Below are 25965 nucleotides of genomic sequence, written 5' to 3'. Positions count from 1 at the left end.
ACACGAATGATTTTGATCCATCATCTGAAACATAAACAAAAAGCTAGGAAGAGAATCTCCCTAGCTTCAACTTACTCTTCTTCAGCTTCTTCAGCTTCTACAATAAAATTCGGATCAAGTTCTTCAAACTCATCATCATCCACTTCAAATGGCTCTTCTTCTTCTTGGCAACCTTCTGGATTCACACTTACACAAATCTTTGTTTCCCCGATAACTTCTGTGACAAATTCACGTTCTACTGTAACAACCATTTTATTTCCATTTGGTGAAATTACTGCTTCTAAACAATTTGGATGTTGAACGACTCGTGCAATAATTTCAAGATCTTCCCCAGAAAAACTCTTATCACGAAAACCAACTTTCACGTCATCTGTGTAATGTACACGCTCTGTTACAACTTCCGTCTTCGTATTTTCATCATGCGAATACCAAGTATTAATGTCATAGTATCCTTCGATTTCTACATACTTCCCATTCTTTTTCGCTTCGTATGCATGGTTTATAACCCAGCAACCTAGAATACTAGTCGGTGGATGATTCGGTTCAACAGTGTGAGTTGTTTTCATATACTGACGTCCTTTTCCCACAACTGCTTTCGTAATAATCTCTCTAAATTCAGACATCCGAAACCCTCCTCAATAAATATTCAATTAATTATATGCGGGGCAAACGCGGAATGTGTTATTCTTTTTTGAAAAAGCGTTACACCTTTCATTATTATAATAGTAAAACCGCGGTTTCCAGAATTTAATAATCATTATAAATTTTTCATAAGTTAGGTTATTAAGCACATATTCTTCCTCTCCATCTATCTGCTTCATTTACTTTGTACAGCCTTTGATTTGCGTATGGAAACCTCATCCAGTACCTAGCCTTCTATGTAGTTCGAGTTCCTCAGTCTAGAGATTTTCCGCCGACTTCCTTAAATTCTGCATCACCACGTACACACTTGTCTTAAACTAATCGTTACTTCTGCCTTTATGATTTTGGAATAGACGTATGCTGGGTGCACAACAAAAAAAAGATGCCGAACTCGACATCTTTTTAGAAACCACATGTGCCTTTTTTATTTGCTACTTCAGCACCTGTCTCTCCTTTTAACACATCGCCGCCAGTTGAAATTAAAATTTCATCTGTGACTGTGTTTGAAATTGTACTTGCGACAAGCTGCAATATATCATTGACATATGTTTGAGAAGATTTAAACTGCTGGACAACTGGAATTTCATCCAGTTTATCTTGCAGCGCATCAATTTCGGATTCTACTTTTTTTAACGCTTCCCACTTCCCATAATGTTGTAAATTCACTGCTTGTTTTTGCAAAGCTTTAATTTCATCAATCGTACGTTTTACATTTTCATTTTTATGAATTTGCGCTTCTGCACGTTTAAACAAATCCACTTCTTCTGTTTCAGAAATCATTTTTGCTAATTCTTTCGCTTGCTCTACAATTTCATCTTTTGTAAAGATTTTCATCTCTTATTTCACCTCAATCGGCTCCTCTACCAATTCCCCGTTTAGAGACCAAGTTTTCGCTTTAATTATTTTCACTTTTACAAGCTGACCGATTACAGATTTTGGAGCTACGAAGTTTACAAGTTTATTAGCACGTGTATAACCTGCAAGTACATCAGGATTATTTTTACTTTCTCCATCAACAAGCACTTCAACGATTTGCCCTTCATAGGCTTTATTCTTCTTCGCAGAAAATTCATTTACTACCGCATTCAAACGTTGCAAACGTTCTTTTTTCACTTCCATCGGTACATTATCTTGCATTTTTGCAGCTGGTGTACCTTCACGCGGTGAATAAATAAATGTATATGCACTATCAAATCCTACTTCATGATATAACGACATCGTTTCTTCAAATTGTTCCTCTGTTTCATTTGGGAAACCGACGATGATATCAGTCGTTAATACTACATTCGGAATCGCTTCTTTAATTTTACGTACAAGTTCTAAGTAGTGCTCACGTGAGTATTTACGTGCCATAATTTTCAGCATATCCGTACTTCCAGATTGCACCGGTAAGTGAATATGTTCAACTAAGTTGCCACCTTTTGCAAGCACTTCAATTAAATGATCATCAAAGTCGCGCGGATGGCTTGTAGTAAATCGTATACGTGCTACATCAATCTTACGAAGTTCATCCATAAGATCTCCTAAACCGTATTTCAAATCTTCAAAGTCTTTTCCGTATGCGTTTACGTTTTGGCCAAGTAGCGTAATTTCTTTATAACCATTTGCAGCTAAATGACGTACCTCTTTAATAATATCTTCAGGACGGCGGCTACGCTCTTTACCACGTGTATACGGTACGATACAGTACGTACAGAATTTATCACATCCATACATAATGTTTACCCACGCTTTAATATCTCCGCGACGTACTTTCGGAAGGTTTTCAATTACATCACCTTCTTTTGACCATACTTCAACAACTGTCGCTTTCGAGAACATAGCGTCTTTTAAAATGTACGGTAAGCGGTGAATGTTATGTGTACCAAATACCATATCTACATGCTGGTGTTTTTGCATAATTCTGTTTACAACAGATTCCTCTTGTGACATACAGCCACATACACCGATTAAAAGATCAGGATTTCTTTGTTTTAAGGATTTTAAATGACCAAGTTCCCCGAATACTTTATTTTCAGCATTTTCACGAATGGCACATGTATTTAATAAAATTACATCTGCATCTTCTGTAGAGAATGTTGGTTCGTATCCAAGAGTTGTAAAAATACCAGCCATTACTTCTGTATCATGTTCATTCATTTGACATCCATAAGTACGGATGTAAAACTTTCTTCCTGTACCAAAGTTACGGAACTCTTCTGGTAAACCAAAATCACGTTCAATTTTAACTTCTTCTTTACCGCGTTTTTTCGCATCTTTTAAAGAAGGTGGCTGATATACGCTTTCAAAATATTTACTGTAATCTTTTTCTGCTTTTTTAGTAGTTGAAGTTGCTTGTTGGCCTGCTAATCGTTGTTCTTCGTTCATGATTAATCTCCTTTCAACCTTACATATACAAAGTTTCACTTTTATTTGTTGTTTAATTTGTTCTTATAAAAAAGCATATCGCTTCATTCCTATACACATTATTATAGTATAAAGCGTTCAGTCAAATTAAACAATAGAGATAGCTTGGATTCATGAACGATTTTACTTGGTACTAAAGGGGATAAGAGGAACTCATATAATATGACTCCTATTTATAATTTTATCATTCTGAATTTTCTTAGTAAATAAAATACATCTCATTATGAAAAAACTTAATCATAATTTTGTATCAGAAAAGGCTACCGATATTTCGATAGCCTTTCATCTATTACATAAACTCTGCTACAAGCTCATCAAACATGTTTTGGTCCATTTGTAGATCAGCATGAACTAACGGTTGTTCACTATAACCTTTTACAAGCTCTTGGTAAGAAGGTTGTTCTTTATTTTGATAAATTAAACCTGTTACTAGACCTTTGTTTTCCATTAAGGTTTGCATAGCAAGCATACGATTAGATGGATCATATCCTTCTACTTCGCTAAGTCTTGTTAAGTTCTCTTTAAACCAATCGTAAGTGTTTACCTTGTTATATGTTACACATGGGCTATATACGTTGATAAGAGAGAACCCTTTATGCTGAATACCAGCCTCAATTAGCTGTGTTAATTCTTTTAAATCACTAGAAAAACTTTGTGCTACGAACGTTGCCCCAGCAGTTAATGCCATTTCCATTACAGATAATGCTGGTTCAATCGATCCTTGCGGCGTACTTTTCGTTTTAAAGCCAGCTTCACTACGTGGTGAAGTTTGCCCTTTCGTTAAACCGTAAATTTGGTTATCCATAACGATGTACGTAATATCAATATTACGACGAATAGAATGAATTGTATGTCCCATTCCGATTGCAAATCCGTCGCCGTCACCACCAGATGCGATAACTGTTAAATCACGATTTGCCATTTTTACGCCTTGTGCAATTGGAAGGGCACGTCCATGAATACTATGAACACCGTAAGAGTTAATATAACCAGAGATACGACCAGAGCAACCGATACCAGAAATAACCGCTAATTCATCAGGATTTAAACCTACATTTGCTGCAGCACGCTGAATTGCTGCTTGTACCGAGAAATCACCGCAACCTGGACACCAGTTCGGTTTTACACTATTACGAAAGTCCTTAAATGTTGCCATTTAAAACAACCCCTTTTTTGCATTCGTTGTAAATTTCTTTTGGCAAGAATGGGTTTCCGTCATATTTTAGCAGACTAGAAATTTTCTCACCATAGCCAAGATTCATCTTCATAATATTAGCAAGCTGTCCAGTTGCATTGTTTTCTACAACAACAACACGTTTTGCCTCCTTCACAAGCGGCAGCATTTCAGCTGTTGGGAACGGATGAACTAAACGCACATGAGCATGATTTACTTTTAATCCTTCTTGCTCTAAACGTTCCATTGCCTCTTCAATTGCACCGCGAGTTGAGTTAAAGCCTACTAATAATACATCAGCGTCATCATATTTGGCATTTTTGTATACAGGGGTATTAAACTTAATATTCTCCATTTTACGGAAACGTTTGTCCATTTGTGCACTGCGGTTCAGTGCTGATTCAGATGGTTTCCCTGTTTCATCGTGCTCTACACCTGTTACATGGTGAATACCATTTTTCATACCAGGTACAACACGAGGTGAAATTCCATCTTCTGTTACTTCATAACGTTTGAAGTATGCTTTATTTTCACGCTCTGGTAACTCCGCATGTAGATCCAGTTTACCACGACGAATTTCAACTTTTTCTAATTGAAGCGGTTCTACTGTTTGTTTACCTAAAGAAAGTTGTAAATCTGTTAAAAAGATAACAGGCACTTGATATTCTTCAGCTAAGTTAAATGCTTCGACAATATCATAGAATGCTTCTTCAGCAGTACTTGGTGCCATTACGATTTTCGGAATCTCACCATGCGTACCATAAATCATCGCCATTAAATCAGATTGTTCTTGTTTTGTTGGTAATCCCGTACTTGGTCCACCACGCTGCGTATCAACGATTACAAGAGGTGTTTCTGTAATCCCAGCTAATCCAATCGCTTCCATCATAAGAGACAAACCAGGACCAGCTGAAGCCGTTAATGTACGTACACCAGCATAGTTTGCACCGATTGCCATCGTACAAGCAGCAATTTCATCCTCTGTTTGAATAACCGTTCCTCCTACTTTTGGAAGCTTCTTAATTAAGTATTCCATAATCTCAGAAGCAGGTGTAATTGGATAAGCAGACATAAAACGAGCACCGCCAGCTACTGCACCAAATGCGATTGCATCGTTCCCGATCATAAACATACGTTTTTTTCCATCTGCTTTTTCAAGTTGCATCATATTTACTTTTTCGCCGAGCAATTCTTTCATATATTGAGAACCGCGCTGAATTGCATCCATGTTCTTTTGAACAACTTGCTCTCCTTTACGACCGAAAATTTCATCTACAACTTCTAAATACACTTTTTCATCTAGCCCTAATACCGCGCTAGACGCTCCAACTGCAACCATGTTTTTCATTAAAGATGTACCTAGCTCAGAAGCAATATCCGTAAATGGAATCGCATATAAAGTTACATCTGTTCCTTCTGGAATGCTTGGATTGAACTTTGCATCTGCAACAACAATTCCACCAGGACGTAGTTCGTGGAAGTTAAAATCAATCGTTTCTTGATCAAATGCAATTAAAATATCTAAATCATCTGATATCGCACGTACCTCTGTAGTACTTACGCGAATTTTATTGTTTGTATGTCCACCTTTAATTCGTGATGAAAAATGGCGATAACCATATAAATAATAACCTAGTCGATTTAATGCAACACAGAAGATTTCTCCTGTACTTTCAATTCCTTCACCTTGTTGGCCTCCAACTTTCCATGAAAGTTGACTAATCATTTCCTACACCCCTTTAACTGCATACATTGTAGTGTATTTTTTTACAGTACTAGTTTAGCACTTTTTAGAATAAGAAACTACAATGGACACAAATTATACCTCTTCTGATTTCAGTAAATATTTCGCATAATCTTAATTCGTTTACAATTCTAGCCTTACAACCGTAAAAATGCAACAATTTGATACAATTTCATTGTGTATTTTTACGAATTTTCTAACTTTTACAGAACGCTTTTATAGTAGTGTTCTAAAATGGAATATGATGTATAAAATTACGATATATGAAATTGTTTACTTGCTCTTCTTTATATCGCTTTAATAGTTCATTTATGACATATTCATAATGCTCATATCTTTCTACATGTACGACTGTTTCCGTGATTCCATCAAAATCTGATCCGAATCCAACATTCCTTTCGCCGCCAAGCATACATACATGCTCTACATGCCTTAATATATCATCTGTACAAACAGACTTATTTGCAGCTAAAAACATCGGGACGAATGTTATCCCGATCATTCCGTCTTTTTGAATTAATGCTCTTATTTGTTCATTCGTTAAATTTCTTGGATGCGAACATAACTCATAACTATTTGAATGCGACGCAATTGGATTGTCGGAAAGTTCCATTACATCCCAAAAACCTTTCTCTGACAGATGAGAAACATCTGTCCATATCTTGTAACGATTTAATTCTTCCACTACTTTTTCTCCAAACAGTGTTAAACCGCCACCTCGAGACTCTAGCGCTCCATCAGCAACTAAGTTCGCATAGTTCCAAGTAAGCCCAACAGAACGAACACCAAGATAATATAGCGTTTGTAGTTTCGTTAATTCTCTTCCAACTGCATCGCATCCTTCTAAAGTTAAAAGCGCTCCTATATCATCTGTTCCTAATCGTTGAATGTCTTCTTTTGTCCGAATCCATTTTACATTCGGCAGTGCTAAAATTTGTTCATGAAATATATTTGCCATCTCTAATGCAACTGCAAACCGCTGTCCATATGGAACTTCTTCTGGTACATAAATTGCAAAACATTGAATACTACCACGCTTTTTTGTTAACTGATCGTATGTAATATGTAAAGAAGAATCATTTTGAAAAGTTCGCTTGCCTTTCCCCATCCATAATTGCCACAACACATCACAGTGCGCATCAAAAATTTTCAATGCTCTTCTTCCCTTCTGTCTAAAACATTCTTATTATTTATTGTATTGTTACGACTTGAAACCAAAATCTTCTTGTAGCTGCCCCTGCCCCTTAAATTGAAGGTGTGATTGTCCACAAATAGAGGGATAAAAATGACCTGTCTGCAAATGCAAACAGGTCATCCAATTTAACGAGGCTCTACAATTAATTTAATCGCTGTGCGTTCTTCACCATCAATCATAATATCTGTGAAAGCTGGGATACATATCAAATCCACACCACTCGGCGCCACAAATCCTCTCGCAATTGCTACTGCCTTTACGGCTTGATTCAATGCACCTGCACCAATTGCTTGCATTTCTGCTGAACCACGCTCACGAATGACTCCAGCTAGTGCACCAGCTACAGAGTTAGGTACCGAAGTTGCTTTAACTTTTAATATTTCCATTGCTCGTTTCCTCCTCGTTTCTTAAAAAAATATTAGCGATTGAGTTCACTTTTAACTTATATTCACGAGCAATGATTCATATTCCTGCTAAAAATTCGTAATTTTTCTAAAAAATTAAAATATATTCTTTTTTCTAACTTTTATGTCTTTTATTCAAAAAATGGTTGATCATCATTAATTAAAATACGAGCAATTTTTTTAGCTTTTCCTGTATTAGGATCTACATCAATTAGGACGGCACTTAACTGCGTTCTTCCATTCGTTACTTCAAATCGTACAGGAAGATTTGTTAAAAATTTCTTCAGCACCGCTTCGCGATCCATTCCTAAAATACCATCATATGGACCTGTCATCCCAACATCTGTAATATAAGCTGTTCCATCTGGTAAAATACGATTATCCGCTGTTGGAACGTGTGTATGGGTACCAACAACTGCTGTAGCACGTCCATCTACATACCATCCAAGCGCTTGCTTTTCACTTGTTGTTTCCGCATGAAAATCAATAAAAATAATGTTCGTACGTTTTTTTGCGACCTTAATCAATTCGTCCACTTTTCGGAATGGACAGTCAATTGGCGGCAGGAATGTACGGCCTTGTAAATTAATGATCGCTACTTCTACACCATTACAATTTACAAAAATAAGTCCCTTTCCTGGCGTTCCTTCCGGGAAATTTGCTGGTCTTGCAAGATACTTTGCATCATCAATAAATTCAAAAATTTCACGGTTATCCCAGGCATGGTTTCCAAGTGTAACTGCTTGTGCACCGCACTCTAAAAAATTACGATAAATTTTCTCTGTAATGCCACGTCCACCTGCAGCATTTTCTCCATTAATAATCGTAACTGTAGGTGTATATTTTTTCTTTAACGCAGGCACATAATCTTGAATCATCTTTCTTCCTGGCGAGCCTACTACATCCCCAACAAATAAAATTCTCATTTTTCTTACCCTTTCCATCTATACATTCTTCGTAATTTATTCTCATAAAGTGAAACTTTAATCAGTGGGGGTTTTCTTCATCCCCCACTGATTATCAGCCCTCACCAATCGGGCTTTTACGGGCAGTTTATCTCCACCTAACCTCCTTGCTTTCGTCTAATTTTGAGGTGGGGGTATTACTGCCCACGAATAGCGGGATAAACTACAACTTTCACTTATAAAAAATACGGATTTCCTCACATTTTCCCATTTCGTGAATCATTTCCGATTCTACAAGCTTTTCTATATTGTGTCCATTTCTGGCACAAAAAAATAAAGTGGTGCAACACCACCACTTTATTTTGCATATTCAACTGCACGAGTTTCACGAATAACGGTAACTTTAATATGTCCTGGATAATCCAATTCATTTTCAATACGTTTTCGAATATCGCGTGCTAAACGATGAGCCTCTAGGTCATCAATTGTATCTGGTTTCACTAAGATACGAACTTCACGTCCAGCTTGGATTGCATAAGATTTCTCAACGCCTTCATAAGACTCAGAAATCTCTTCAAGCTTTTCAAGACGACGAATATAATTTTCAAGTGTCTCACTTCGTGCTCCAGGTCTTGCTGCTGACAGCGCATCTGCCGCAGCCACAAGAACTGCGATAATAGAAGTCGGTTCTGTATCCCCATGATGAGATGCAATACTATTAATAACAACTGGGTGCTCTTTATATTTTGTCGCAAGCTCGACACCAATTTCAACGTGGCTACCTTCAACTTCATGGTCAATTGCCTTTCCGATGTCATGCAATAAACCGGCACGACGAGCCAGTTTCTCATCCTCACCAAGTTCCGCTGCCATTAGCCCAGCTAAATACGCAACTTCCATAGAGTGTTTTAGGACGTTTTGACCGTAGCTTGTTCTAAATTTCAAACGACCTAAAATCTTAATTAAGTCAGGGTGTAATCCGTGTACACCTACTTCAAAAGTCGTTTGTTCACCCACTTCACGAATATACTCATCCACTTCACGTCTTGATTTTTCAACCATTTCTTCAATACGCGCTGGGTGAATACGTCCGTCTTGTACAAGTTTATCCAAAGCAATACGAGCAGTTTCACGACGAATCGGGTCAAAACCTGATAATATTACCGCTTCTGGTGTATCATCAATAATTAAGTCAATACCCGTTAATGTTTCTAGCGTACGAATATTTCGGCCTTCACGTCCGATAATACGACCCTTCATCTCGTCATTTGGAAGATTGACAACTGAAACCGTTGTTTCGGCGACGTGATCAGCAGCACATCTTTGCATAGCTAAAGATAAAATCTCTTTCGCTTTCTTATCCGCTTCTTCTTTTGCACGAACTTCAGTTTCTTTTACCATAACAGCGATTTCATGCGAAATTTCATTTTCAACTTTTTCTAAGATAATAGCTCTTGCTTGATCACGTGTTAGGTTAGAAATACGCTCTAATTCATCTTGCTGTTTTTGTACTAACTCTCCCACTTTGCTTTCCAAATCTTCAATCTGCTGTTGTCTTGCTACAAGAGATTCCTCTTTCTTTTCTAATAATTGCTGACTTTTCTCAAGCGATTCATCTTTTCGATCAAGGTTCTCTTCTTTTTGCATTAAACGATTTTCTTGTTTTTGCAACTCGCTTCTTCGGTCACGAATTTCTAATTCCGCTTCTGTACGAAGTGTATGAATTTCATCCTTTGCTTCTAATAGCGCTTCCTTTTTCAGTGCTTCTGCTTGACGATTTGCATCTTCTACAATGCGCTTCGCTTCATTGGTCGCACCGTTAATCTTCGCTTCTGCAATGGACTTTCGAACAAAAAACCCAACAACTGCACTGACGATGGCCAGCAAAATGGAGATGAGTATCCAAACTTCATTACTCATAATTTCACCTCCTCTTGCTATGAATGAAAAAAGACTGCATGGATGTACATTGTTTGTAACTGCAACGTACAACGATGACCGTCGTCCCGCCTTTTTAAGGGACTTTCTTCAATTCACAATTAAACTAGACATATGCTTATTTCGGAAAGTATACGTCCTCTCCGAATGTTACTTCTCTTCTTGAGAAGAGTGTATCGTATATAATATAAGAAAAAATATACATTCTCATTGTATCTACCGCTATTTTCATTGTCAAGCATTGTCTACCTTTACTTTCTTTACCTACGATAAACAAAACTTTCATCAGTAATGTTTCTTTATCAATTAATTGATTATTATATGTAAATTTTAAAACAACATAACCCCCTTTCTTTTAGGGGAAACGAGAGCATCTGGCCACGCCCAGAAACGGCCAGAACCATTTTCTACTGCATGCAATGTTAAGAATACATGTAGCGGTCATACTGTATTTTGCATAACAACAACTTATAAAAAAAGCGGATCCGACTGTTTAGACATGAGAGCTTAGGAGGCAGGGCTAGACAAAGATGTCGGAAAATGAAAATGGATTTATATAGTTGCACAGAACGGATCCATTTAAATAGGTTAACAGTTCATAAACAGCGGGATAAAAAAGAAAAGACACGAAACCGTGTCTTTTAATTATCAAGAAGAGTCGTATCTTCTCCGCTTCCAGATGCACCCTCTTCACCAATACCATGATGCTCACGAATAAAGAATGCTATTTCATCTGTAACCTCTGGATTTTCTTTTAAGAATTGCTTCGCATTTTCACGCCCTTGTCCTAAGCGTTCCTCATTATAAGAATACCAAGCTCCACTCTTTTGAACGATATCAAGTTCAGAAGCCATATCTAAAATTTCGCCTTCTCTCGAGATCCCTTCTCCGTACATAATATCAACCTCTGCAACGCGGAAAGGAGGCGCTACTTTATTTTTTACTACTTTCACTTTTGTTTTATTACCAACAATATCGTTACCTTGCTTTAACTGCTCAGCACGACGTACTTCTAAACGTACAGTTGAATAGAATTTCAACGCACGTCCACCTGGAGTTGTTTCTGGCATAATTCTATAGATTTTCCATCTCTATAGCGCGGACTATCTCTTCATCTCTTTACAGAGAGCCTTGCACTTCCAGCAGGAGCCTATCTTCTGCCGTACCCTACTCAGTTAACTTTAAAAGTCCTTTTCGGTAGTCTCTACACCTTCTTCATATCATTTTGAAGCTTGGCACGGTATTACCCTATTATTTGGAGGGCTTCACCGTTAGCAGCTATATAGCTACACCCTTAGGCAATAAGGTTCACAAGGTTTTTTGAACATGCTATCACTAGCAAGGGAAACCCATAGTAAACTCCTTAATCTATAAAGATTAAGCAACCATTTGTTGATTTCCAAACATTACCCCAACTTTTTCACGAATTTGGTTAATGAAAATTGCGATTGTTTTTGACTTGTTAATCGCACCAGATAATTTACGAAGAGCTTGTGACATTAAACGTGCTTGTAAACCGACGTGAGAGTCACCCATTTCTCCTTCAATCTCTGCTTTTGGAACAAGTGCTGCTACCGAGTCAATAACAATAATATCAATTGCACCGCTCCGTACTAATGCTTCAGCAATTTCTAATCCTTGTTCTCCTGTATCTGGTTGAGATAATAATAATTCATCAATGTTAACACCTAATTTTTGTGCATATACAGGATCCATTGCATGTTCCGCATCAATAAATGCCGCTTGTCCACCTTGACGCTGTACCTCTGCAATCGCATGTAAAGAAACAGTTGTTTTACCTGAACTTTCAGGTCCATAAATTTCAATAATACGGCCACGTGGATAACCACCAACTCCAAGGGCAACATCAAGTGCCAATGAACCACTTGATACAGTAGAAATTCTACGTTCTGCTTGCTCTCCTAGTTTCATAATAGAGCCTTTACCGAATTGTTTTTCTATTTGTTTTAACGCCATATCTAATGCCGCTTGACGATCACTCATTCAAAAATTCCTCCTTAACTTAAATGCTAATCTTATTATACATATTTCCTCCCCAATATGCCAACAAAAATCGAACGTTTATTCGTTTTTTTATTTTCCAGTAGAGGAAAAACTCGCTTTTTCTATATAAAATAGCAAAAGCTAGAAGAAGTTTATACTTCTTCTAGCTTCTTATACAAATGATAAAAACCATATTTGACAGTTCGTTCACGAATTTGTTGACGACTTCCACTTAATGTAAGGGGAATTACTACTGTCGGTTGTTCATCTATTGCCAAACCAACAAACACTGTCCCAGGCTCTTTTCCTTCAGATGCATCCGGCCCTGCTACTCCAGTGAAACTAATTCCGACATTCGTTTGCATTAGTTTCTTCACATTTTCAGCAAGATAACGGGCACAATCTTCACTAACAGCTCCAGCGGTTTGTAAAGTCTTTTCTGGTACATCCAGAACATGTTGTTTCACATCATTGCTATAACAAATTACGCCACCTTTAAACAGAGAAGATACACCGGCAACTTCAGTAATACGATCACCAAATAAGCCACCCGTTAAACTTTCAGCACATGCAATCGTTAAACACTTTTGTTTAAGCAAAGCAATGGCTTTTTTATGAAGAAGATCTTGATTGTATCCGTAAAAAAACGGCCCTACTCTTTGTAAAATCAATTCTTCTATATGATTTATTAAAGATTCAGCTTCTTTTGCATCATTGTGCTTTGCTGTCAGGCGAAGCGTTACTTCTCCTTCAGAAGCAAGAGGAGCAATGGTCGGATTCGTTTGAGCATCTATTAAATCTTGAATCTTTGCTTCTAATTGCGATTCTCCAATTCCAAAAAATCGAAGAGTACGAGAATATAGATTCTCACCAACTGTAAAAGAAAGAAGCCAATTTTCTACATAACTTATATACATTGGATTCATTTCTTTAGGTGGTCCTGGGAGTAAAATATATACTTTGTTATCCTTACATAATCCCATACCCGGTGCCATACCATGATCATTTGCAAACACAGTCGCCCCACTTAAAACAAGAGCTTGTTTTTTATTATTTTCAGTAAACTCTCTTCCCGTTCTTTTATAATAATCAGCAATGGAATTGAGCGCTACTTCATCATATACAAGCTCTTCCTGCAAGGAAGAAGCAATTGTTTCTTTCGTTAAATCGTCTTTTGTTGGTCCTAAACCACCTGTAAAAATCAATATATCTGCACGTTTTTGAGCGATTTCAATTGCCCTGCGTAAGCGATTATTGTTATCCCCAACGACAGTGTGATAATATACATCGATTCCGATAGATGCCAGCTTTTCTGATAAAAATTTGGCATTCGTATTCGCAATTTGCCCAAGCAATAGCTCTGTACCAACCGCGATAATCTCTGCATTCATCTTCCATTCCCCCATAAGCCGTTATTTCGAATCCACAAAAACTCCTCTATTCTTCCAGAAATAATCCCATCCTGAAATAATCGTGAAAATAAGTGCAACCCATATTGAAATATCTGCAATTGGAATATGAATTAAATTAAATGGAACATCGTGAAGTAAGTAGGCAGAAATTGCAATAACTTGCATCCACATTTTAATTTTCCCAGGCATCTTCGCAGCAGCCACTTCCCCTGTACCAGCTAATACAAGACGCAAGCCTGTAACAGCAAATTCTCGGCTAATAATAACAACCGCCATCCAAGTCGCTACATAATGTAAATCTACAAGCGTAATTAATGCCGCAGATACCAATAATTTATCCGCCAAAGGATCTAAAAATTTTCCTAGATTCGTTACAAGATTATGTTTTCTTGCATAATAGCCATCAATCCAATCTGTCGCAGAAGCAATAATAAAAACAAGCGCTCCAGCTAAGTGCTGAACTGGCAATTCTACTTCTCCAATTGTATATACTCCCCAATCAAACGGAACGAGCATAATAATTAAAAATATAGGAATTAAGCATATTCTTGATACAGTAATTTTATTTGGTAAATTCACAGCTATTCCTCCATCATGTCAAAAAACGGTTTATGCATTGAAAAAAGTCATCGGAACGATGACTATTATTGTGCAGGTTGTTCTCCTAAGTTTTTAATCACCAAAATTTGATGACGCATTTCTTCTGCATTTTGTGGAAATTCAACAGGTTTACCGTTAATTTTAATTTCAACATTTGGCGCACTACCAATGTTTAAACGCACAACATGTTCTGGCGATAAATCTTGTTGTTGTGTTTCATCCTTATTTAAAGTACCTGTATAAAATTCTTTACCATCTTCGTTTTTAATATCTACATAGCTTGTACCTTTTGCGTGAATTTCTACCTTTAATTCTTTATTATGGCTTAGTTCTAATGTAGATTCTTTTCCATTTTTTTCAACAACTTTAATCTCTTCTTGTGCAGCATTTTGTTGTTGCTGTGGTTGTTGAGGGACTTCTTTTTTCTCTTCTTTTTTCTCTTCTTTCTTTTGATCAAGAGGAGAGTTTTCTGCTTTTTCTACTTCTGTTTGTGCATTTTTCGTTTGATTTACTTGACTAACGTCATTTTTACCCAAAATAAACTGGAATACGAACCAAATTGCAACACCAACAGCAATAACAAGCAATGTAATTAAAATTTTGGGCATATGGTCTGTAATTGGCGCTGACGCTGCTCTTTGCACAGTTTCCTGCGCTTTTTGTCCCGTTGCAACTTGCGGTACATTTTTAGAAACTGACTGCGGTATTTCGTGTCTATATTCTTCTAATACCGCCTCTCCATTTAACCCAACTGCTTCTGCAAACTGCTTTATAAAGGCACGCGCATAAAAATCCCCAGGTAATACGCTAAGATCTCCTTCTTCAATACTAACCAAATAGCGTTTTTGAATTTTTGTAATTTCTTGCAGCTGATTGATGGATAAACCTTTCAATTCTCGTGCTTCTTTCAGCTTTTGTCCTAATTCTGTCAATGCTAACACCTCAATATTTCTTTAAAAGTCGAACATAGAAAAATTATTTTGATTTCCTTGTTCAATTTCATCTACTAGATTGTATTGAATTTCTTCATCGTAATCATTTCTCAGCTCAATAATGTAATCAAAATCATCAAGTGTATATTCTGACTGACTCACAAATACATCTGGATGCTCTACAACCTTTGTTGCTGGCAATCTCATAATTTCGCGAACAAGTTGCCAGTGTCGTTCATTTGCGCGCTTCGTTGAAACAATTCCATCTAAAATAAAGATATTATTATCATTATATTCATCTTCAATTAATTGACTGCGTACCGTCTGTTTAATAAGAGTCGACGATACAAAAAGCCAACGTTTATTTGCACAAACACTTGCAGCAACGATGGACTCTGTTTTTCCAACGCGCGGCATTCCACGAATTCCAATTAATTTATGGCCATCTTTTTTCATAAGTTCTGCCATAAAATCGACAAGTAAACCTAATTCATCACGAACGAAACGAAATGTTTTCTTATCATCTGCATCTCGCTGTATATATCTTCCGTGTCGAACTGCTAATCGATCGCGAAGCTTCGGTGGACGATATTTCGTTACAGTTATATTATCCATCGTATTTAGAATTGATTCAAGTCTAGAAATTTGTTCTTGATTATCACACATTAATAATAGTCCGCGCCTAGCATTGTCTACCCCATTAATTGTTACAATATTAATACCAAGCATACCGATTAACGAAGAAACATCACCAAGCAAGCCAGGTCGGTTTTTATGTATTTCATACTCAAAATACCATTCAATCATTTGATGACACTCCCCTTGCTTACTTTACATCTACGTACTATATTATATGATTTTCCCCTAATAGGAAAGCGAAATGTACAATCGAGGACTCAAATTAATTGACGGATTCTCAAAATCGACAAAAAAAGAGAGGACTCTTCCTCTCTTTTCACTACTTATGTTTGACCATTTTTACCATTAAATTTGCAATTGTATGTTGCTCTTGTTCATCTGCAACTTTCCATAGCTCCGCTAATAATTTTTCTTGGTCATTACGCGCTTCTACTTCATGTGCTAAATAATCCCCAATACGATAAGCCATATCAGAAATCGCACCGCCGTCTAAACCTTTTCCTTGCGCTTGGTCTAAACGTTCTCCTAAAAAGCCTTTCCATTGTTCAAAGTTATCTAATACTGACATTGTTAAGCACCTCACTATAAAGTAATGGAGTCATATTTACTATTTGCCACTACGTTCTTTTTTATGTACAAACAAAACAGCAAAATACACTACTCCTTCTTAAGTGATTAGCAATGCCATCCCCCGTTCACTCCAATGATTTGACCTGTTATATATGATGCTTGAGAAGAAATTATAAATGCAACTGTATTTGCAACTTCCTCTGCCATCCCTAATCGACCAAGCGGAATTTCTTCTGCAATCTCTTGCTTTTCTTCATTTGAAAATACATGCAGCATCTCTGTTTCAATTGCGCCTGGAGCAATCGCATTCACCCGTACACCGCTTAATGCAACTTCTTTTGCCAATGCTTTTACGTATGAATTTTGCGCTCCTTTCACCATTGAATATAACACTTCACATGATGCACCTATTTGTCCCCAAATGGAAGAAATCACAACAATATTCCCACTTCGGCTTCGAATCATAGAGGGAAGTGCAAATGAAACAAGTTTATATACATTTTTCACTTGCAGCTCCACCATCTCATTTAATTGTTCATCTGTAACATCTGTCGTCAATCCAAATATACTTTGCCCTGCTGCATATACAATCGTCTCAATTGGATGATGAATTTGCGACCATAATTGCGAAGCACCATCTATTTCTGATAAATTAGCCTGAACAGGAATAATATCTTTAAGTTCTTGTTCTAATTGCCGGACTCTCTTTTCACCTTGGTTATAATGAACATACACCGCATAGCCATCTTTTACTAATCGTCTTACAATGGCAGAGCCGATTCCCCCACTTCCCCCGGTAACTAATGCAAACTTCTTCATCTTTTTCCTCTCTCTACTTCGTTATTTCTTTGGAAGAACCTGGCAAATACTCACTCGTTCTTCTTTTAAAAAGCTCTTCGCAACTGTTTGTAAATCTTGAATTGATAAACTTTCCAAAACAGTTAATGCGTCAAACAAACTAGAACCGTTAAATGCATATCGAGTGAATTGATTCGCAATATATTCTGGTGAATTTAGTGAACGTAAAAAACCACCTATTTTCTTCTTTTTCACACGTTCTAATGTTTCCGCGCATAACTCATCATAATTCGTTTGAAGTAAAATATCCGTTATTCGCTCTGCTAATTCATCCGGGTGCTTCGTATCTCCACCAATCATCGCAAAACCGAAACTACTTTCTTCTGTGTAATCGTACGAAAACGTATCATCAATTAAACCTTCATTATACAATGTTTCATAATGGGTAGAACTTTTTCCAAATAAATAATCTAACATAAGCGTTAATGCAATTTCTTGTTTTAACAAGTCCTTTCCTTGTTGCTTTAAGTCTTGGGCTTTCACACCAACTAAACATTTTGGTGTTTGTACCGGCATTGTAATAATCGTTTTTTTCTCATTTACTTGTTCTGGCTCCTCATTAAAAGACCGAGCTATTTCAGATTGGGCAGTATAATTTTTTTTCGCTTGATTTTGACGCACTAAATCCATCGTTTTCTCTGGATCAATTGAACCAACAATAAATAGCAACATATTGCTTGGGTGATAAAATGTATGATAGCACTCATACAACAAATCTTTCGTAATTTTACTGATTGAATCAATTGTTCCAGCGATATCAATTTTCACCGGATGTTCCTTATATAAACTGTCAATTAACCCAAAATATAAACGCCAATCGGCATTATCTTGATACATTTGAATTTCTTGCCCAATAATCCCCTTCTCTTTCTCCACCGTTTGTTCAGAAAAATATGGATCTTGCACGAAATCTAACAATGTTTCTAAATTCGTTTCAACGTTCGATGTGCAAGAAAATAAATATGCAGTTCTTGTAAACGATGTGAATGCGTTTGAAGAAGCTCCCTGCTTACTAAATAATTGAAACGCATCGTGATCCTCTTTTTCAAATAATTTATGCTCTAGAAAATGGGCAATTCCATCTGGCACACGAAGCATCTCATTTTTCCCTAGTGGCACAAACGTATTATCGATAGAACCATACTTTGTCGTAAATGTTGCATACGTTTTATTAAAACCTTGTTTTGGGAGAATATATACTTCTAGACCATTGGACAGTTTTTCATAATACAGCGTCTCTTTTAATTGTTCATAAACGATTTTTTCCATCTTAAACTCCCTCCGTCCCATGTAAGAAGTAGATTGTATCTAGCTGAATATCATTGGCTACTTTAACGATTTCATCTTTCGTTACTCGTTCAATCTCTGTTAACCATTCTTCTACAGGGCGGTCATAATTTGCAATTACTCCATGATACAGAAGTTCTACAAGACCGCGCGGCGTATCAATTGTCTCTAAAACTTGATTTTTAATTACACTTTTTGTTTGTACGATTTCCTCATCAGTAAAATCACCATTTTGCATCGCTATCATTTGTTCTTTAATAATCGTTACAGCTTTTTCGTAATTTTCCCCCTCAATTCCAGACATTACAAACAGAAGTCCTTTATGACTTTCATAACGAGAGGCAGCATAATATGCCAAGCTGTTCTTCTCACGTACATTCACAAATAATTTCGAATGTGAAAAACCACCAAACAGGCCATTAAATAACTGCAGGGCAAAATAGTCTTCGTCGCGATACGTAATATATGTACGATATCCAATATTTAATTTACTTTGCTTTAGTTCTTGTTTTTCTACAACCTCTTGCTCTTTTTCATTTTTCTTATGAAGCAACACATTTCTTTCTTTCGGTTCACGTATAGAAACAGAAAAATGCCGTTTCACAAGGTCAAGAGCCCCTTCTTCAATATCACCAATGATATATAAATCCATTTCATCTTCTTCTAACACTTTTTTATAATATTGATACAACGTTTCGTTTGTAATCTTAGAAACACGTTCTATTTGACCATTTGCACTTAAACGGTACGGTTCTACTTTACACATTTCTTCAATGAGACGTTCATTTGCATAGCGCATTTTATCATCAAATGTAGATTCAATACGCTGCACGAGTGCACGCTTTTCACTTTCTACAACCGTTTGTAAAAAACTATTTCCTTCTGTTGCTGGCCTTAGTAAAATATCAGCAAGCATTGCAAGTGCTTTTTCGAAAAGCGGCGGCGCTTCCTGTAAATATGTTTCATTGGCGATGTCTATATAAATAGAAATAACATGATCCTCACCTTTTTTACTTACATCAACAGCTAATGACGAACCGTATAACTCCTCTAAATATTGACGAATTCGAATGACAGACGGATGTGTTTCTGTAGCACTTTGTAATACATAGGGTAGCAACGCCCGTTCTGTTACTGTTTTTTCACATAACGGTGATTTTAACCGTAACACAAGTGTATTCGTTTTATATTTCTCTGTTGGAATCATATGTACACGTAATCCACCTAGTTCATGTGTTTCTTGTTTTATAAGATCCATTCATAAACCTCCTCTAAAAAGGAATTTTCTTCTTCAATATACAGTTTTCACAAAAGAAAATGCAAATTTTCTCATGTATTAACGTTATTGTATGTAAAAAAACTCGCACTAATGTGCGAGCTTTTTATTTTATCGTTTTCCTTTTTCATATGGTGTTCCAAGTGCCTTCGGAGCTTCGGAACGCCCAACAAAACCGACAAGTGCAAAAATTGTTAATACATATGGTAATATCGTTAAAAAGATACTTGGAATTTGATCTAAAACAGGAATTGTACCACCTGTAACGCCAAGTGACTGTGCAAATCCAAAAAATAACGCTGCACCTAGAGCTCCAATTGGATGCCATTTCCCAAAAATCATTGCTGCTAATGCTAAAAATCCTTGCCCTGTAATTGTAGCGCCCGAAAAGTTATTTGAGATAGATGTTGAAAATACAGCGCCGCCAACACCTGCAAACATACCTGATAAACAAACTGCAATATAGCGCATTTTATAAACATTGATACCCATTGTATCAGCTGCCATCGGATGCTCCCCAACAGCACGTAATCGTAAACCAAATGGTGTTTTATAAATCACATACCAAACTACAAATGCTAAAATAATTGCAATATAAGAAGTTAATGGTACATCAGAGAAAAATATTTTTCCAATAACGGGAATATCAGAAAGACCAGGAATATCGATTTTTTCAATACGATATTGGATAAAATCAGTTTGACCTTTTCCAAAAATCTTTTTAATCGCAAACACCGTTAATCCTAACGCTAAAAAGTTAATCGCGACTCCGCTAACAACTTGATCAGCGCGGAATGTAATGGATGCAACCGCATGAAGAAGTGCAAATAATCCCCCGCCAAGTGCTGCAAAAATAAGCGCAATCCACGGCGTCATCGCTCCCCATGTATCTCCCATTAATAAAGTGGTAACAACGCCAACAAACGCACCAAACAACATTAACCCTTCTAATGCAATGTTTACAACACCAGAACGTTCACTAAATACGCCTCCAAGCGCTGTAAAAATAAGCGGCGCTGCCGTATATAACGTACCTGTAACAAGAATGGCTACAATATCTAGGAAACTCATTTATTTCCCCTCCTTGTTAAAACGAGAAAGTGCCCATCGTAAAATATAACTACATGCTACAAAGAAAATAATACATGCAATAATTACATTAATAAGTTCAGATGGCACGTTCGCTTCAAAGTTCATTTGCGGTGCAGCACTTTTCAAACCACCAAATAATAATGCTGATAGCAAAATACCAAATGCATTATTTGCACCAAGAAGAGCCACGGCAATACCATCAAATCCTATTCCTGTAAAGGAAGACATTGCTGTCATACTTTGGAATGTTCCAAGCCCCTCCATTGCACCACCAATTCCCGCAAATGCACCAGCAATTGTCATTGATAATACAACATTACGCGACACTTTCATTCCGGCATATTTAGAAGCGTGCTGATTAAACCCAACCGATTTAAGCTCGTAACCTAATGTTGTGCGATCTAATAAAAACCACATTATAAGTGCTACAACAATCGCGACAACGATTCCCCAGTGCAGGCGAGAGCCATCTGTTAAAGAGGCTAACCAAGAAGAAGATAAAGACGCACTCGCTTTTATGTCATACGATTTTTCATTTGCTTCATGTAGAAAATTCCTTATGATGTAATACGTTACATAAAGCGCGATATAGTTCATCATAATTGTGACAATAACTTCATTTACCTTAAACTTCCCTTTTAAATATCCAGGAATAAATCCCCATAGTCCACCAACAAGCGCTGCAAATAATATCGATAACGGAACATGGAGGAAGGCTGGTAAAGAAACAGCATAACCGAACCAAACAGCAGCAAGCCATCCTACTAGCAACTGTCCTTCTACCCCGATATTAAACAAACCTGTACGGAAGGCAAATGCTACTGATAAACCAGCAAGAACAAGTGGAATCATCGTACGGAGTGTTTCACCTATTGCACGTGGATTTCCGACCATACCATCCCATAATGCGGCATAGCCAACGATTGGATCGTATCCGCTCGTAATCATGACAATGGCTCCAACAAGTAAACCAAAAATAACGGATAATACAGGTACTATAATGTTAATTGTTCGCTCCGTTAAAAATTTTTTAGCCATTTGTGTTCACCTTCTCTTTCTTCTTTCCCCCAGCCATTAATAGACCTAGCTGCTGCTCATTCGTTTCTTTTGCATTTACAATGTCAACAATTTTCCCTTCATAAATGACAGCAACGCGGTCGCTTACATTTATAATTTCATCAAGCTCTAACGAAAGCAGCAGAACTGCTTTTCCTTTATCACGCTGTTCAATTAACTTTTTATGAATAAACTCAATTGCTCCAACATCTAAACCACGTGTTGGCTGCGCAGCAATTAATAAATCTGGATCACGATCTACTTCACGAGCAATAATTGCCTTTTGCTGATTTCCTCCAGATAATGCTCGTGCTGGCGTATGCTCACTCGGCGTACGAACATCGAACTGCCCAATTAATGATTTTGCTTTTTCATAAATCTTTGTGAAATTTAAAACCCCTTTTTTAGAAAAAGGATTTTTATAATACGTTTGCAGTACCATGTTATCTCCGATAGAAAAATCTAGAACAAGACCATGCTTATGACGATCTTCAGGAATGTGTCCAACACCTTCCTCTGTAATACGTCTAACCGGCCAATTTGTTATGTCTTTCTCTCTTAACGTAATAGAGCCTGACTCAACTTTTCGTAAACCAGTAATCGCTTCTATTAATTCACTTTGTCCATTCCCATCGATTCCTGCAATACCAACAATTTCTCCTGCACGAACAGTTAAGTCAAGTCCTTTTACGGTAGGTAAATGACGTGCATCGTGCACAACAAGATTGGAAATTTCAAGTACATTCCCACGTGGTTTGGCGTCTGATTTCTCTGTTTTAAAATTCACTTGACGTCCGACCATTAATTCTGCAAGCTTGTTTTCATCTGTATTTGCAACGTCTACCGTTCCAATTCCCTTTCCTTTACGAATAATTGTACAACGATCACACACTTCCATTATTTCTTTTAACTTATGTGTGATAAGAATAATAGATTTCCCTTCTTGCACAAGCTTTTTCATAATATGAATAAGTTCTTGAATCTCTTGCGGCGTTAGTACAGCTGTCGGTTCGTCAAAAATTAAAATTTCCGCTCCGCGGTAAAGCGTTTTTAAAATTTCTACACGCTGCTGCATTCCAACAGAAATATCCTCTATTTTCGCATATGGATCTACCGATAATCCGTATTGCTCAGATAATGCTTTAATTTCCTTAGCAGCATCGTCAATCGCAATTTTCCCGCTTTTCTTCGGTTCATTTCCGAGAATAATATTTTCTGTAACTGTAAAATTATGTACTAACATAAAGTGCTGATGTACCATGCCAATCCCAAGATCATTTGCTACATTTGGATTGGTAATTTTTATAGGTTCCCCTTTAATTTTAATTTCACCTTGTTCTGGTTGATACAAGCCAAACAAAACATTCATAAGTGTGGATTTCCCAGCACCATTCTCTCCAAGCAAAGCATGAATTTCTCCCTGTTTCACTTGCAGCGTAATATTATCATTCGCCACAATTCCTGGGAATACTTTTGTAATATTATTCATCTCAATTACGTATTCCATATTAATCCTCCTAACAGGATATAGTTCTTTATATATGCAAAGGTTAGTTCTAAGAACTAACCTTTGCTATTGATCTACCATTATTTTTTAAGAGAAGCCTCAAATGTTTTGTACTCATCTGGAGTAGAAGGTACTTTAATTTCACCACTTACAATTTTCTTTTTCAATTCGTCTACTTTTGTTAAAATTTCTGGATTTACTTTTTTCACGTTTTCAGTTGTTTTTGCAATTCCAACGCCATCATCTTGTAAACCAAATACTTCTGTTTTACCGCCTTCAAGTTTACCGTCTTTTGCTTTTTCTGAAACTTTCGCTACCGCAACATCAACACGTTTTACCATTGAAGTTAATGTTACGTTTTCTGGCATACCTTCTTGGTTTTGATCACGGTCAACACCGATAACCCAAACATTTTCACCTTTTTTCTTACGGTTTTTCGCTTCTGTAAACACACCGTTACCAGTTGCACCAGATGCATGATAAATTACGTCAACACCTTGGCCATACATAGCAGAAGCTAATACAGAACCTTTTTCCGGCTTATCAAATGCCTCTGCATATTGAGATACAACTTCAATTTTCGGATTGATAAATTTCGCACCAGCCATGAAACCAGAGTCAAATTTTTGGATTAGAGGACTTTTAATTCCACCAATAAATCCTACTTTATTTGATTTTGTTGTCATTGCTGCTACAGCACCTACAAGGAAAGAACCTTCATGGTCTTTAAATGTAATGCTTGTTACGTTTGGCTTATCAACTACTGCGTCAACAATTGCAAATTGTTTTTTCGAATTCTTTACAGCTGTTTCTTGGATAGCCTCTTGCATTTTATAACCAATTCCAAATGTTAAATTGTAGTTAGTATCTACAAATTTTGCTAAGTTTGGAATATAGTCCGCATCCTTAGCAGATTCAAGATAGCGATATCCTTCATTTTCTTTTAGCTTGTTATCTTTACCAAACTTCTTTAAACCTTCCCATGCAGATTGGTTAAATGATTTATCATCTACTCCACCAACGTCTGTAACCATACCAACTTTAAAGTTTTTACTGTCTTTTCCCTCTTTTTTCTCACTTGACTTATCAGTGTTTCCACAAGCTCCTAAAATTGTGCTTGCCGCTAACGTTAATGATAATAAAATCCCCGCTTTTTTCTTCATACTAAAAACCCCTCCTAAAATATGTATCTAGCTCCTTACAAAGTCATGTCCTATTTTCTTGCTGTCACCTCCCTAAAATGGGCACTACCTACATACGTTTTCTTAACACATGGAAGCTAAATTTGTCTGCTCGAAAATAATTAATAGAATATAAAATCGGTTCATCATTTTGATCATAGTGCATTTGCTTTAACACAAGTAATGCTGTTTCCGGTCCACATTCTAAAATTGGTGATATTTTAGAGTGATAACCGAGTGGTTCAATATGAGCAACAGCATATGTAATGCGTTTATGTGTATTTCTATGTATGACCGTAAGCAATGATTCCTCTTTGTATTCTGACAAATCAGGAAGAACTTCTTTTGGCAACTTATCAACGCAGTAAACTACAGGTTCCCCATCTGCTGTACGAACGCGTTCAATCATAAGTGTTTCAAAACCATCTTCACTATTAAACTTTTCTTTTTCCTCTTCCGTTAAGCTCCCTACTGCTGATGATAAAAATACTGTACCCGGCTGTTTGCCTACACTAGTAATCATATCTGTAATACTAGATAATTGTTCGATTCCTGAAGAAAACAATGGTTTTGCATTTACAAAAGTTCCTACACCATGCCGACGAATGACAACGCTTTCTTCTTCTAAAATTCGAAGTGCTTCTCGTAAGGTCGCTCTACTAACACCTAACTCTTTTGCTAGATCAAATTCGGACGGTAGCTTTTGCTTCTCTTTATATACCCCGTTTTTAATCTTTTCTTTAATGTGGTCAATCACTCGTAAATACAAATGTCGACTATCTGACTTTACTGACATAAGACTCCCCTCGCACTTCACTTATTCGACCTCTGATGTAAGACCTCTTTTCTCTTTTTTCCACAATTACTATATCATGATTTACCCGAAATAAAAATAAGAAAGTTGCAATTTGTCGAATAAGTGTTAATAATTTCTTTAAATGAAATTTTCTTTCTTTAACCTATAAAAAAAACTTTGCACCCTCCATTTCTCACATGTTGAAAAAGTTAGGAACAAAGTTGTTATACACCTTGTATTGACACTTTTTCCTCATAGTCTAGCAGATTTATGGTTGCTAGGTAGAAACTTATGGACCTTATTACCAAGATTATATGAGGTTTATTTTGATTTCGAAGTAATCGTAC

The 25965-nt window shown here is 36.8% G+C and carries 22 protein-coding genes, 2 pseudogenes and 1 riboswitch; all 24 genes and pseudogenes read right to left on the bottom strand.

Annotated elements, in window-relative coordinates; genetic code table 11:
- Positions 1-71 precede the first annotated feature (71 nt).
- Complete coding sequence (cotE, locus tag BM211_RS01915) at positions 72-623, bottom strand: outer spore coat protein CotE (protein WP_090994725.1); 552 nt, start codon at positions 621-623, stop codon at positions 72-74.
- A 421-nt stretch (positions 624-1044) separates the two neighbouring features.
- On the bottom strand, positions 1045-1476 hold the full coding sequence (locus tag BM211_RS01910; RefSeq protein ID WP_090994722.1) for a YlbF/YmcA family competence regulator: 432 nt from the start codon (positions 1474-1476) through the stop codon (positions 1045-1047).
- 3 nt (positions 1477-1479) lie between these two features.
- Complete coding sequence (gene miaB, locus BM211_RS01905; RefSeq protein ID WP_090994719.1) at positions 1480-3009, bottom strand: tRNA (N6-isopentenyl adenosine(37)-C2)-methylthiotransferase MiaB; 1530 nt, start codon at positions 3007-3009, stop codon at positions 1480-1482.
- Positions 3010-3337: 328 nt separating this feature from the next.
- Entirely contained in the window at positions 3338-4204 is an 867-nt protein-coding gene (locus tag BM211_RS01900) for a 2-oxoacid:ferredoxin oxidoreductase subunit beta (RefSeq protein ID WP_035428917.1), read from the bottom strand.
- Positions 4191-5948, bottom strand: coding sequence for a 2-oxoacid:acceptor oxidoreductase subunit alpha (locus BM211_RS01895; protein WP_035428918.1), 1758 nt, complete (start codon positions 5946-5948; stop codon positions 4191-4193). Before BM211_RS01895 ends, BM211_RS01900 begins: the two co-directional genes overlap by 14 nt.
- A 247-nt stretch (positions 5949-6195) precedes the next feature.
- Positions 6196-7119, bottom strand: a complete 924-nt coding sequence (locus BM211_RS01890; RefSeq protein ID WP_035428920.1) for a dipeptidase — start codon at positions 7117-7119, stop codon at positions 6196-6198.
- 167 nt (positions 7120-7286) lie between these two features.
- On the bottom strand, positions 7287-7547 hold the full coding sequence (gene spoVS, locus BM211_RS01885; protein WP_020059065.1) for a stage V sporulation protein SpoVS: 261 nt from the start codon (positions 7545-7547) through the stop codon (positions 7287-7289).
- Positions 7548-7696: 149 nt separating this feature from the next.
- Complete coding sequence (locus BM211_RS01880; protein WP_035428921.1) at positions 7697-8491, bottom strand: TIGR00282 family metallophosphoesterase; 795 nt, start codon at positions 8489-8491, stop codon at positions 7697-7699.
- Between the two features lie 336 nt (positions 8492-8827).
- A complete protein-coding gene (gene rny / locus BM211_RS01870; protein WP_035428922.1) occupies positions 8828-10390 on the bottom strand; it encodes a ribonuclease Y in 1563 nt (520 codons plus the stop codon).
- Positions 10391-11049: 659 nt separating this feature from the next.
- Positions 11050-11475 (bottom strand): annotated as a pseudogene (locus BM211_RS01865) (DNA recombination/repair protein RecA); the annotation flags it as partial.
- A 322-nt stretch (positions 11476-11797) separates the two neighbouring features.
- Positions 11798-12412, bottom strand: a pseudogene (recA, locus tag BM211_RS01860) (recombinase RecA); the annotation flags it as partial.
- Between the two features lie 152 nt (positions 12413-12564).
- Entirely contained in the window at positions 12565-13803 is a 1239-nt protein-coding gene (locus tag BM211_RS01855) for a competence/damage-inducible protein A (protein ID WP_035428923.1), read from the bottom strand.
- 21 nt (positions 13804-13824) lie between these two features.
- Positions 13825-14403 (bottom strand): CDP-diacylglycerol--glycerol-3-phosphate 3-phosphatidyltransferase, encoded by a 579-nt coding sequence (pgsA, locus tag BM211_RS01850; RefSeq protein WP_035428924.1) that lies wholly within the window; start codon positions 14401-14403, stop codon positions 13825-13827.
- Between the two features lie 65 nt (positions 14404-14468).
- Positions 14469-15356, bottom strand: coding sequence for a helix-turn-helix domain-containing protein (locus BM211_RS01845; RefSeq protein ID WP_035428926.1), 888 nt, complete (start codon positions 15354-15356; stop codon positions 14469-14471).
- A gap of 21 nt (positions 15357-15377) precedes the next feature.
- Positions 15378-16163, bottom strand: coding sequence for a DUF3388 domain-containing protein (locus tag BM211_RS01840; RefSeq protein ID WP_035428927.1), 786 nt, complete (start codon positions 16161-16163; stop codon positions 15378-15380).
- Between the two features lie 151 nt (positions 16164-16314).
- Positions 16315-16563, bottom strand: coding sequence for a DUF3243 domain-containing protein (locus BM211_RS01835; RefSeq protein ID WP_035428928.1), 249 nt, complete (start codon positions 16561-16563; stop codon positions 16315-16317).
- Between the two features lie 107 nt (positions 16564-16670).
- Positions 16671-17384, bottom strand: coding sequence for an elongation factor P 5-aminopentanone reductase (gene ymfI, locus BM211_RS01830; RefSeq protein ID WP_035428929.1), 714 nt, complete (start codon positions 17382-17384; stop codon positions 16671-16673).
- Positions 17385-17405: 21 nt separating this feature from the next.
- Positions 17406-18692, bottom strand: a complete 1287-nt coding sequence (gene yfmH, locus BM211_RS01825; protein ID WP_035428931.1) for an EF-P 5-aminopentanol modification-associated protein YfmH — start codon at positions 18690-18692, stop codon at positions 17406-17408.
- Position 18693: 1 nt separating this feature from the next.
- Positions 18694-19968 (bottom strand): EF-P 5-aminopentanol modification-associated protein YfmF, encoded by a 1275-nt coding sequence (gene yfmF, locus BM211_RS01820; RefSeq protein WP_035428932.1) that lies wholly within the window; start codon positions 19966-19968, stop codon positions 18694-18696.
- A gap of 129 nt (positions 19969-20097) precedes the next feature.
- Entirely contained in the window at positions 20098-21057 is a 960-nt protein-coding gene (locus BM211_RS01815) for an ABC transporter permease (protein ID WP_035428934.1), read from the bottom strand.
- On the bottom strand, positions 21058-22116 hold the full coding sequence (locus tag BM211_RS01810) for an ABC transporter permease (RefSeq protein WP_035428936.1): 1059 nt from the start codon (positions 22114-22116) through the stop codon (positions 21058-21060). It abuts the gene before it with no gap.
- Positions 22109-23641 carry an ABC transporter ATP-binding protein gene (locus tag BM211_RS01805; protein WP_035428937.1) on the bottom strand — a complete coding sequence of 511 codons (1533 nt, stop codon included), beginning with the start codon at positions 23639-23641 and terminating at the stop codon, positions 22109-22111. Before BM211_RS01805 ends, BM211_RS01810 begins: the two co-directional genes overlap by 8 nt.
- An 80-nt stretch (positions 23642-23721) precedes the next feature.
- Positions 23722-24804 carry a BMP family lipoprotein gene (locus tag BM211_RS01800; protein WP_035428938.1) on the bottom strand — a complete coding sequence of 361 codons (1083 nt, stop codon included), beginning with the start codon at positions 24802-24804 and terminating at the stop codon, positions 23722-23724.
- Positions 24805-24892: 88 nt separating this feature from the next.
- A complete protein-coding gene (locus BM211_RS01795; protein ID WP_035428939.1) occupies positions 24893-25618 on the bottom strand; it encodes a GntR family transcriptional regulator in 726 nt (241 codons plus the stop codon).
- 235 nt (positions 25619-25853) lie between these two features.
- Positions 25854-25956: riboswitch (purine riboswitch) on the bottom strand.
- Positions 25957-25965: the final 9 nt, after the last annotated feature.

Origin of the sequence: Bacillus sp. 491mf, from assembly GCF_900112415.1 — a bacterium.
In the GTDB taxonomy this organism is placed as follows: domain Bacteria; phylum Bacillota; class Bacilli; order Bacillales; family Bacillaceae_G; genus Bacillus_A.
This window is presented reverse-complemented; position numbering and strand designations above follow the sequence as displayed.

Excerpts from the sequence above, each read along its gene's own strand:
- cotE (WP_090994725.1), bottom strand. The coding sequence starts at position 623 with ATGTCTGAATTTAGAGAGATTATTACGAAAGCAGTTGTGGGAAAAGGA.
- BM211_RS01910 (WP_090994722.1), bottom strand. The coding sequence starts at position 1,476 with ATGAAAATCTTTACAAAAGATGAAATTGTAGAGCAAGCGAAAGAATTA.
- miaB (WP_090994719.1), bottom strand. The coding sequence starts at position 3,009 with ATGAACGAAGAACAACGATTAGCAGGCCAACAAGCAACTTCAACTACT.
- BM211_RS01900 (WP_035428917.1), bottom strand. The coding sequence starts at position 4,204 with ATGGCAACATTTAAGGACTTTCGTAATAGTGTAAAACCGAACTGGTGT.
- BM211_RS01895 (WP_035428918.1), bottom strand. The coding sequence starts at position 5,948 with ATGATTAGTCAACTTTCATGGAAAGTTGGAGGCCAACAAGGTGAAGGA.
- spoVS (WP_020059065.1), bottom strand. The coding sequence starts at position 7,547 with ATGGAAATATTAAAAGTTAAAGCAACTTCGGTACCTAACTCTGTAGCT.
- BM211_RS01880 (WP_035428921.1), bottom strand. The coding sequence starts at position 8,491 with ATGAGAATTTTATTTGTTGGGGATGTAGTAGGCTCGCCAGGAAGAAAG.
- rny (WP_035428922.1), bottom strand. The coding sequence starts at position 10,390 with ATGAGTAATGAAGTTTGGATACTCATCTCCATTTTGCTGGCCATCGTC.
- BM211_RS01855 (WP_035428923.1), bottom strand. The coding sequence starts at position 13,803 with ATGAATGCAGAGATTATCGCGGTTGGTACAGAGCTATTGCTTGGGCAA.
- BM211_RS01840 (WP_035428927.1), bottom strand. The coding sequence starts at position 16,163 with ATGATTGAATGGTATTTTGAGTATGAAATACATAAAAACCGACCTGGC.
- BM211_RS01835 (WP_035428928.1), bottom strand. The coding sequence starts at position 16,563 with ATGTCAGTATTAGATAACTTTGAACAATGGAAAGGCTTTTTAGGAGAA.
- ymfI (WP_035428929.1), bottom strand. The coding sequence starts at position 17,384 with ATGAAGAAGTTTGCATTAGTTACCGGGGGAAGTGGGGGAATCGGCTCT.
- yfmH (WP_035428931.1), bottom strand. The coding sequence starts at position 18,692 with ATGGAAAAAATCGTTTATGAACAATTAAAAGAGACGCTGTATTATGAA.
- yfmF (WP_035428932.1), bottom strand. The coding sequence starts at position 19,968 with ATGGATCTTATAAAACAAGAAACACATGAACTAGGTGGATTACGTGTA.
- BM211_RS01815 (WP_035428934.1), bottom strand. The coding sequence starts at position 21,057 with ATGAGTTTCCTAGATATTGTAGCCATTCTTGTTACAGGTACGTTATAT.
- BM211_RS01810 (WP_035428936.1), bottom strand. The coding sequence starts at position 22,116 with ATGGCTAAAAAATTTTTAACGGAGCGAACAATTAACATTATAGTACCT.
- BM211_RS01805 (WP_035428937.1), bottom strand. The coding sequence starts at position 23,641 with ATGGAATACGTAATTGAGATGAATAATATTACAAAAGTATTCCCAGGA.
- BM211_RS01800 (WP_035428938.1), bottom strand. The coding sequence starts at position 24,804 with ATGAAGAAAAAAGCGGGGATTTTATTATCATTAACGTTAGCGGCAAGC.
- BM211_RS01795 (WP_035428939.1), bottom strand. The coding sequence starts at position 25,618 with ATGTCAGTAAAGTCAGATAGTCGACATTTGTATTTACGAGTGATTGAC.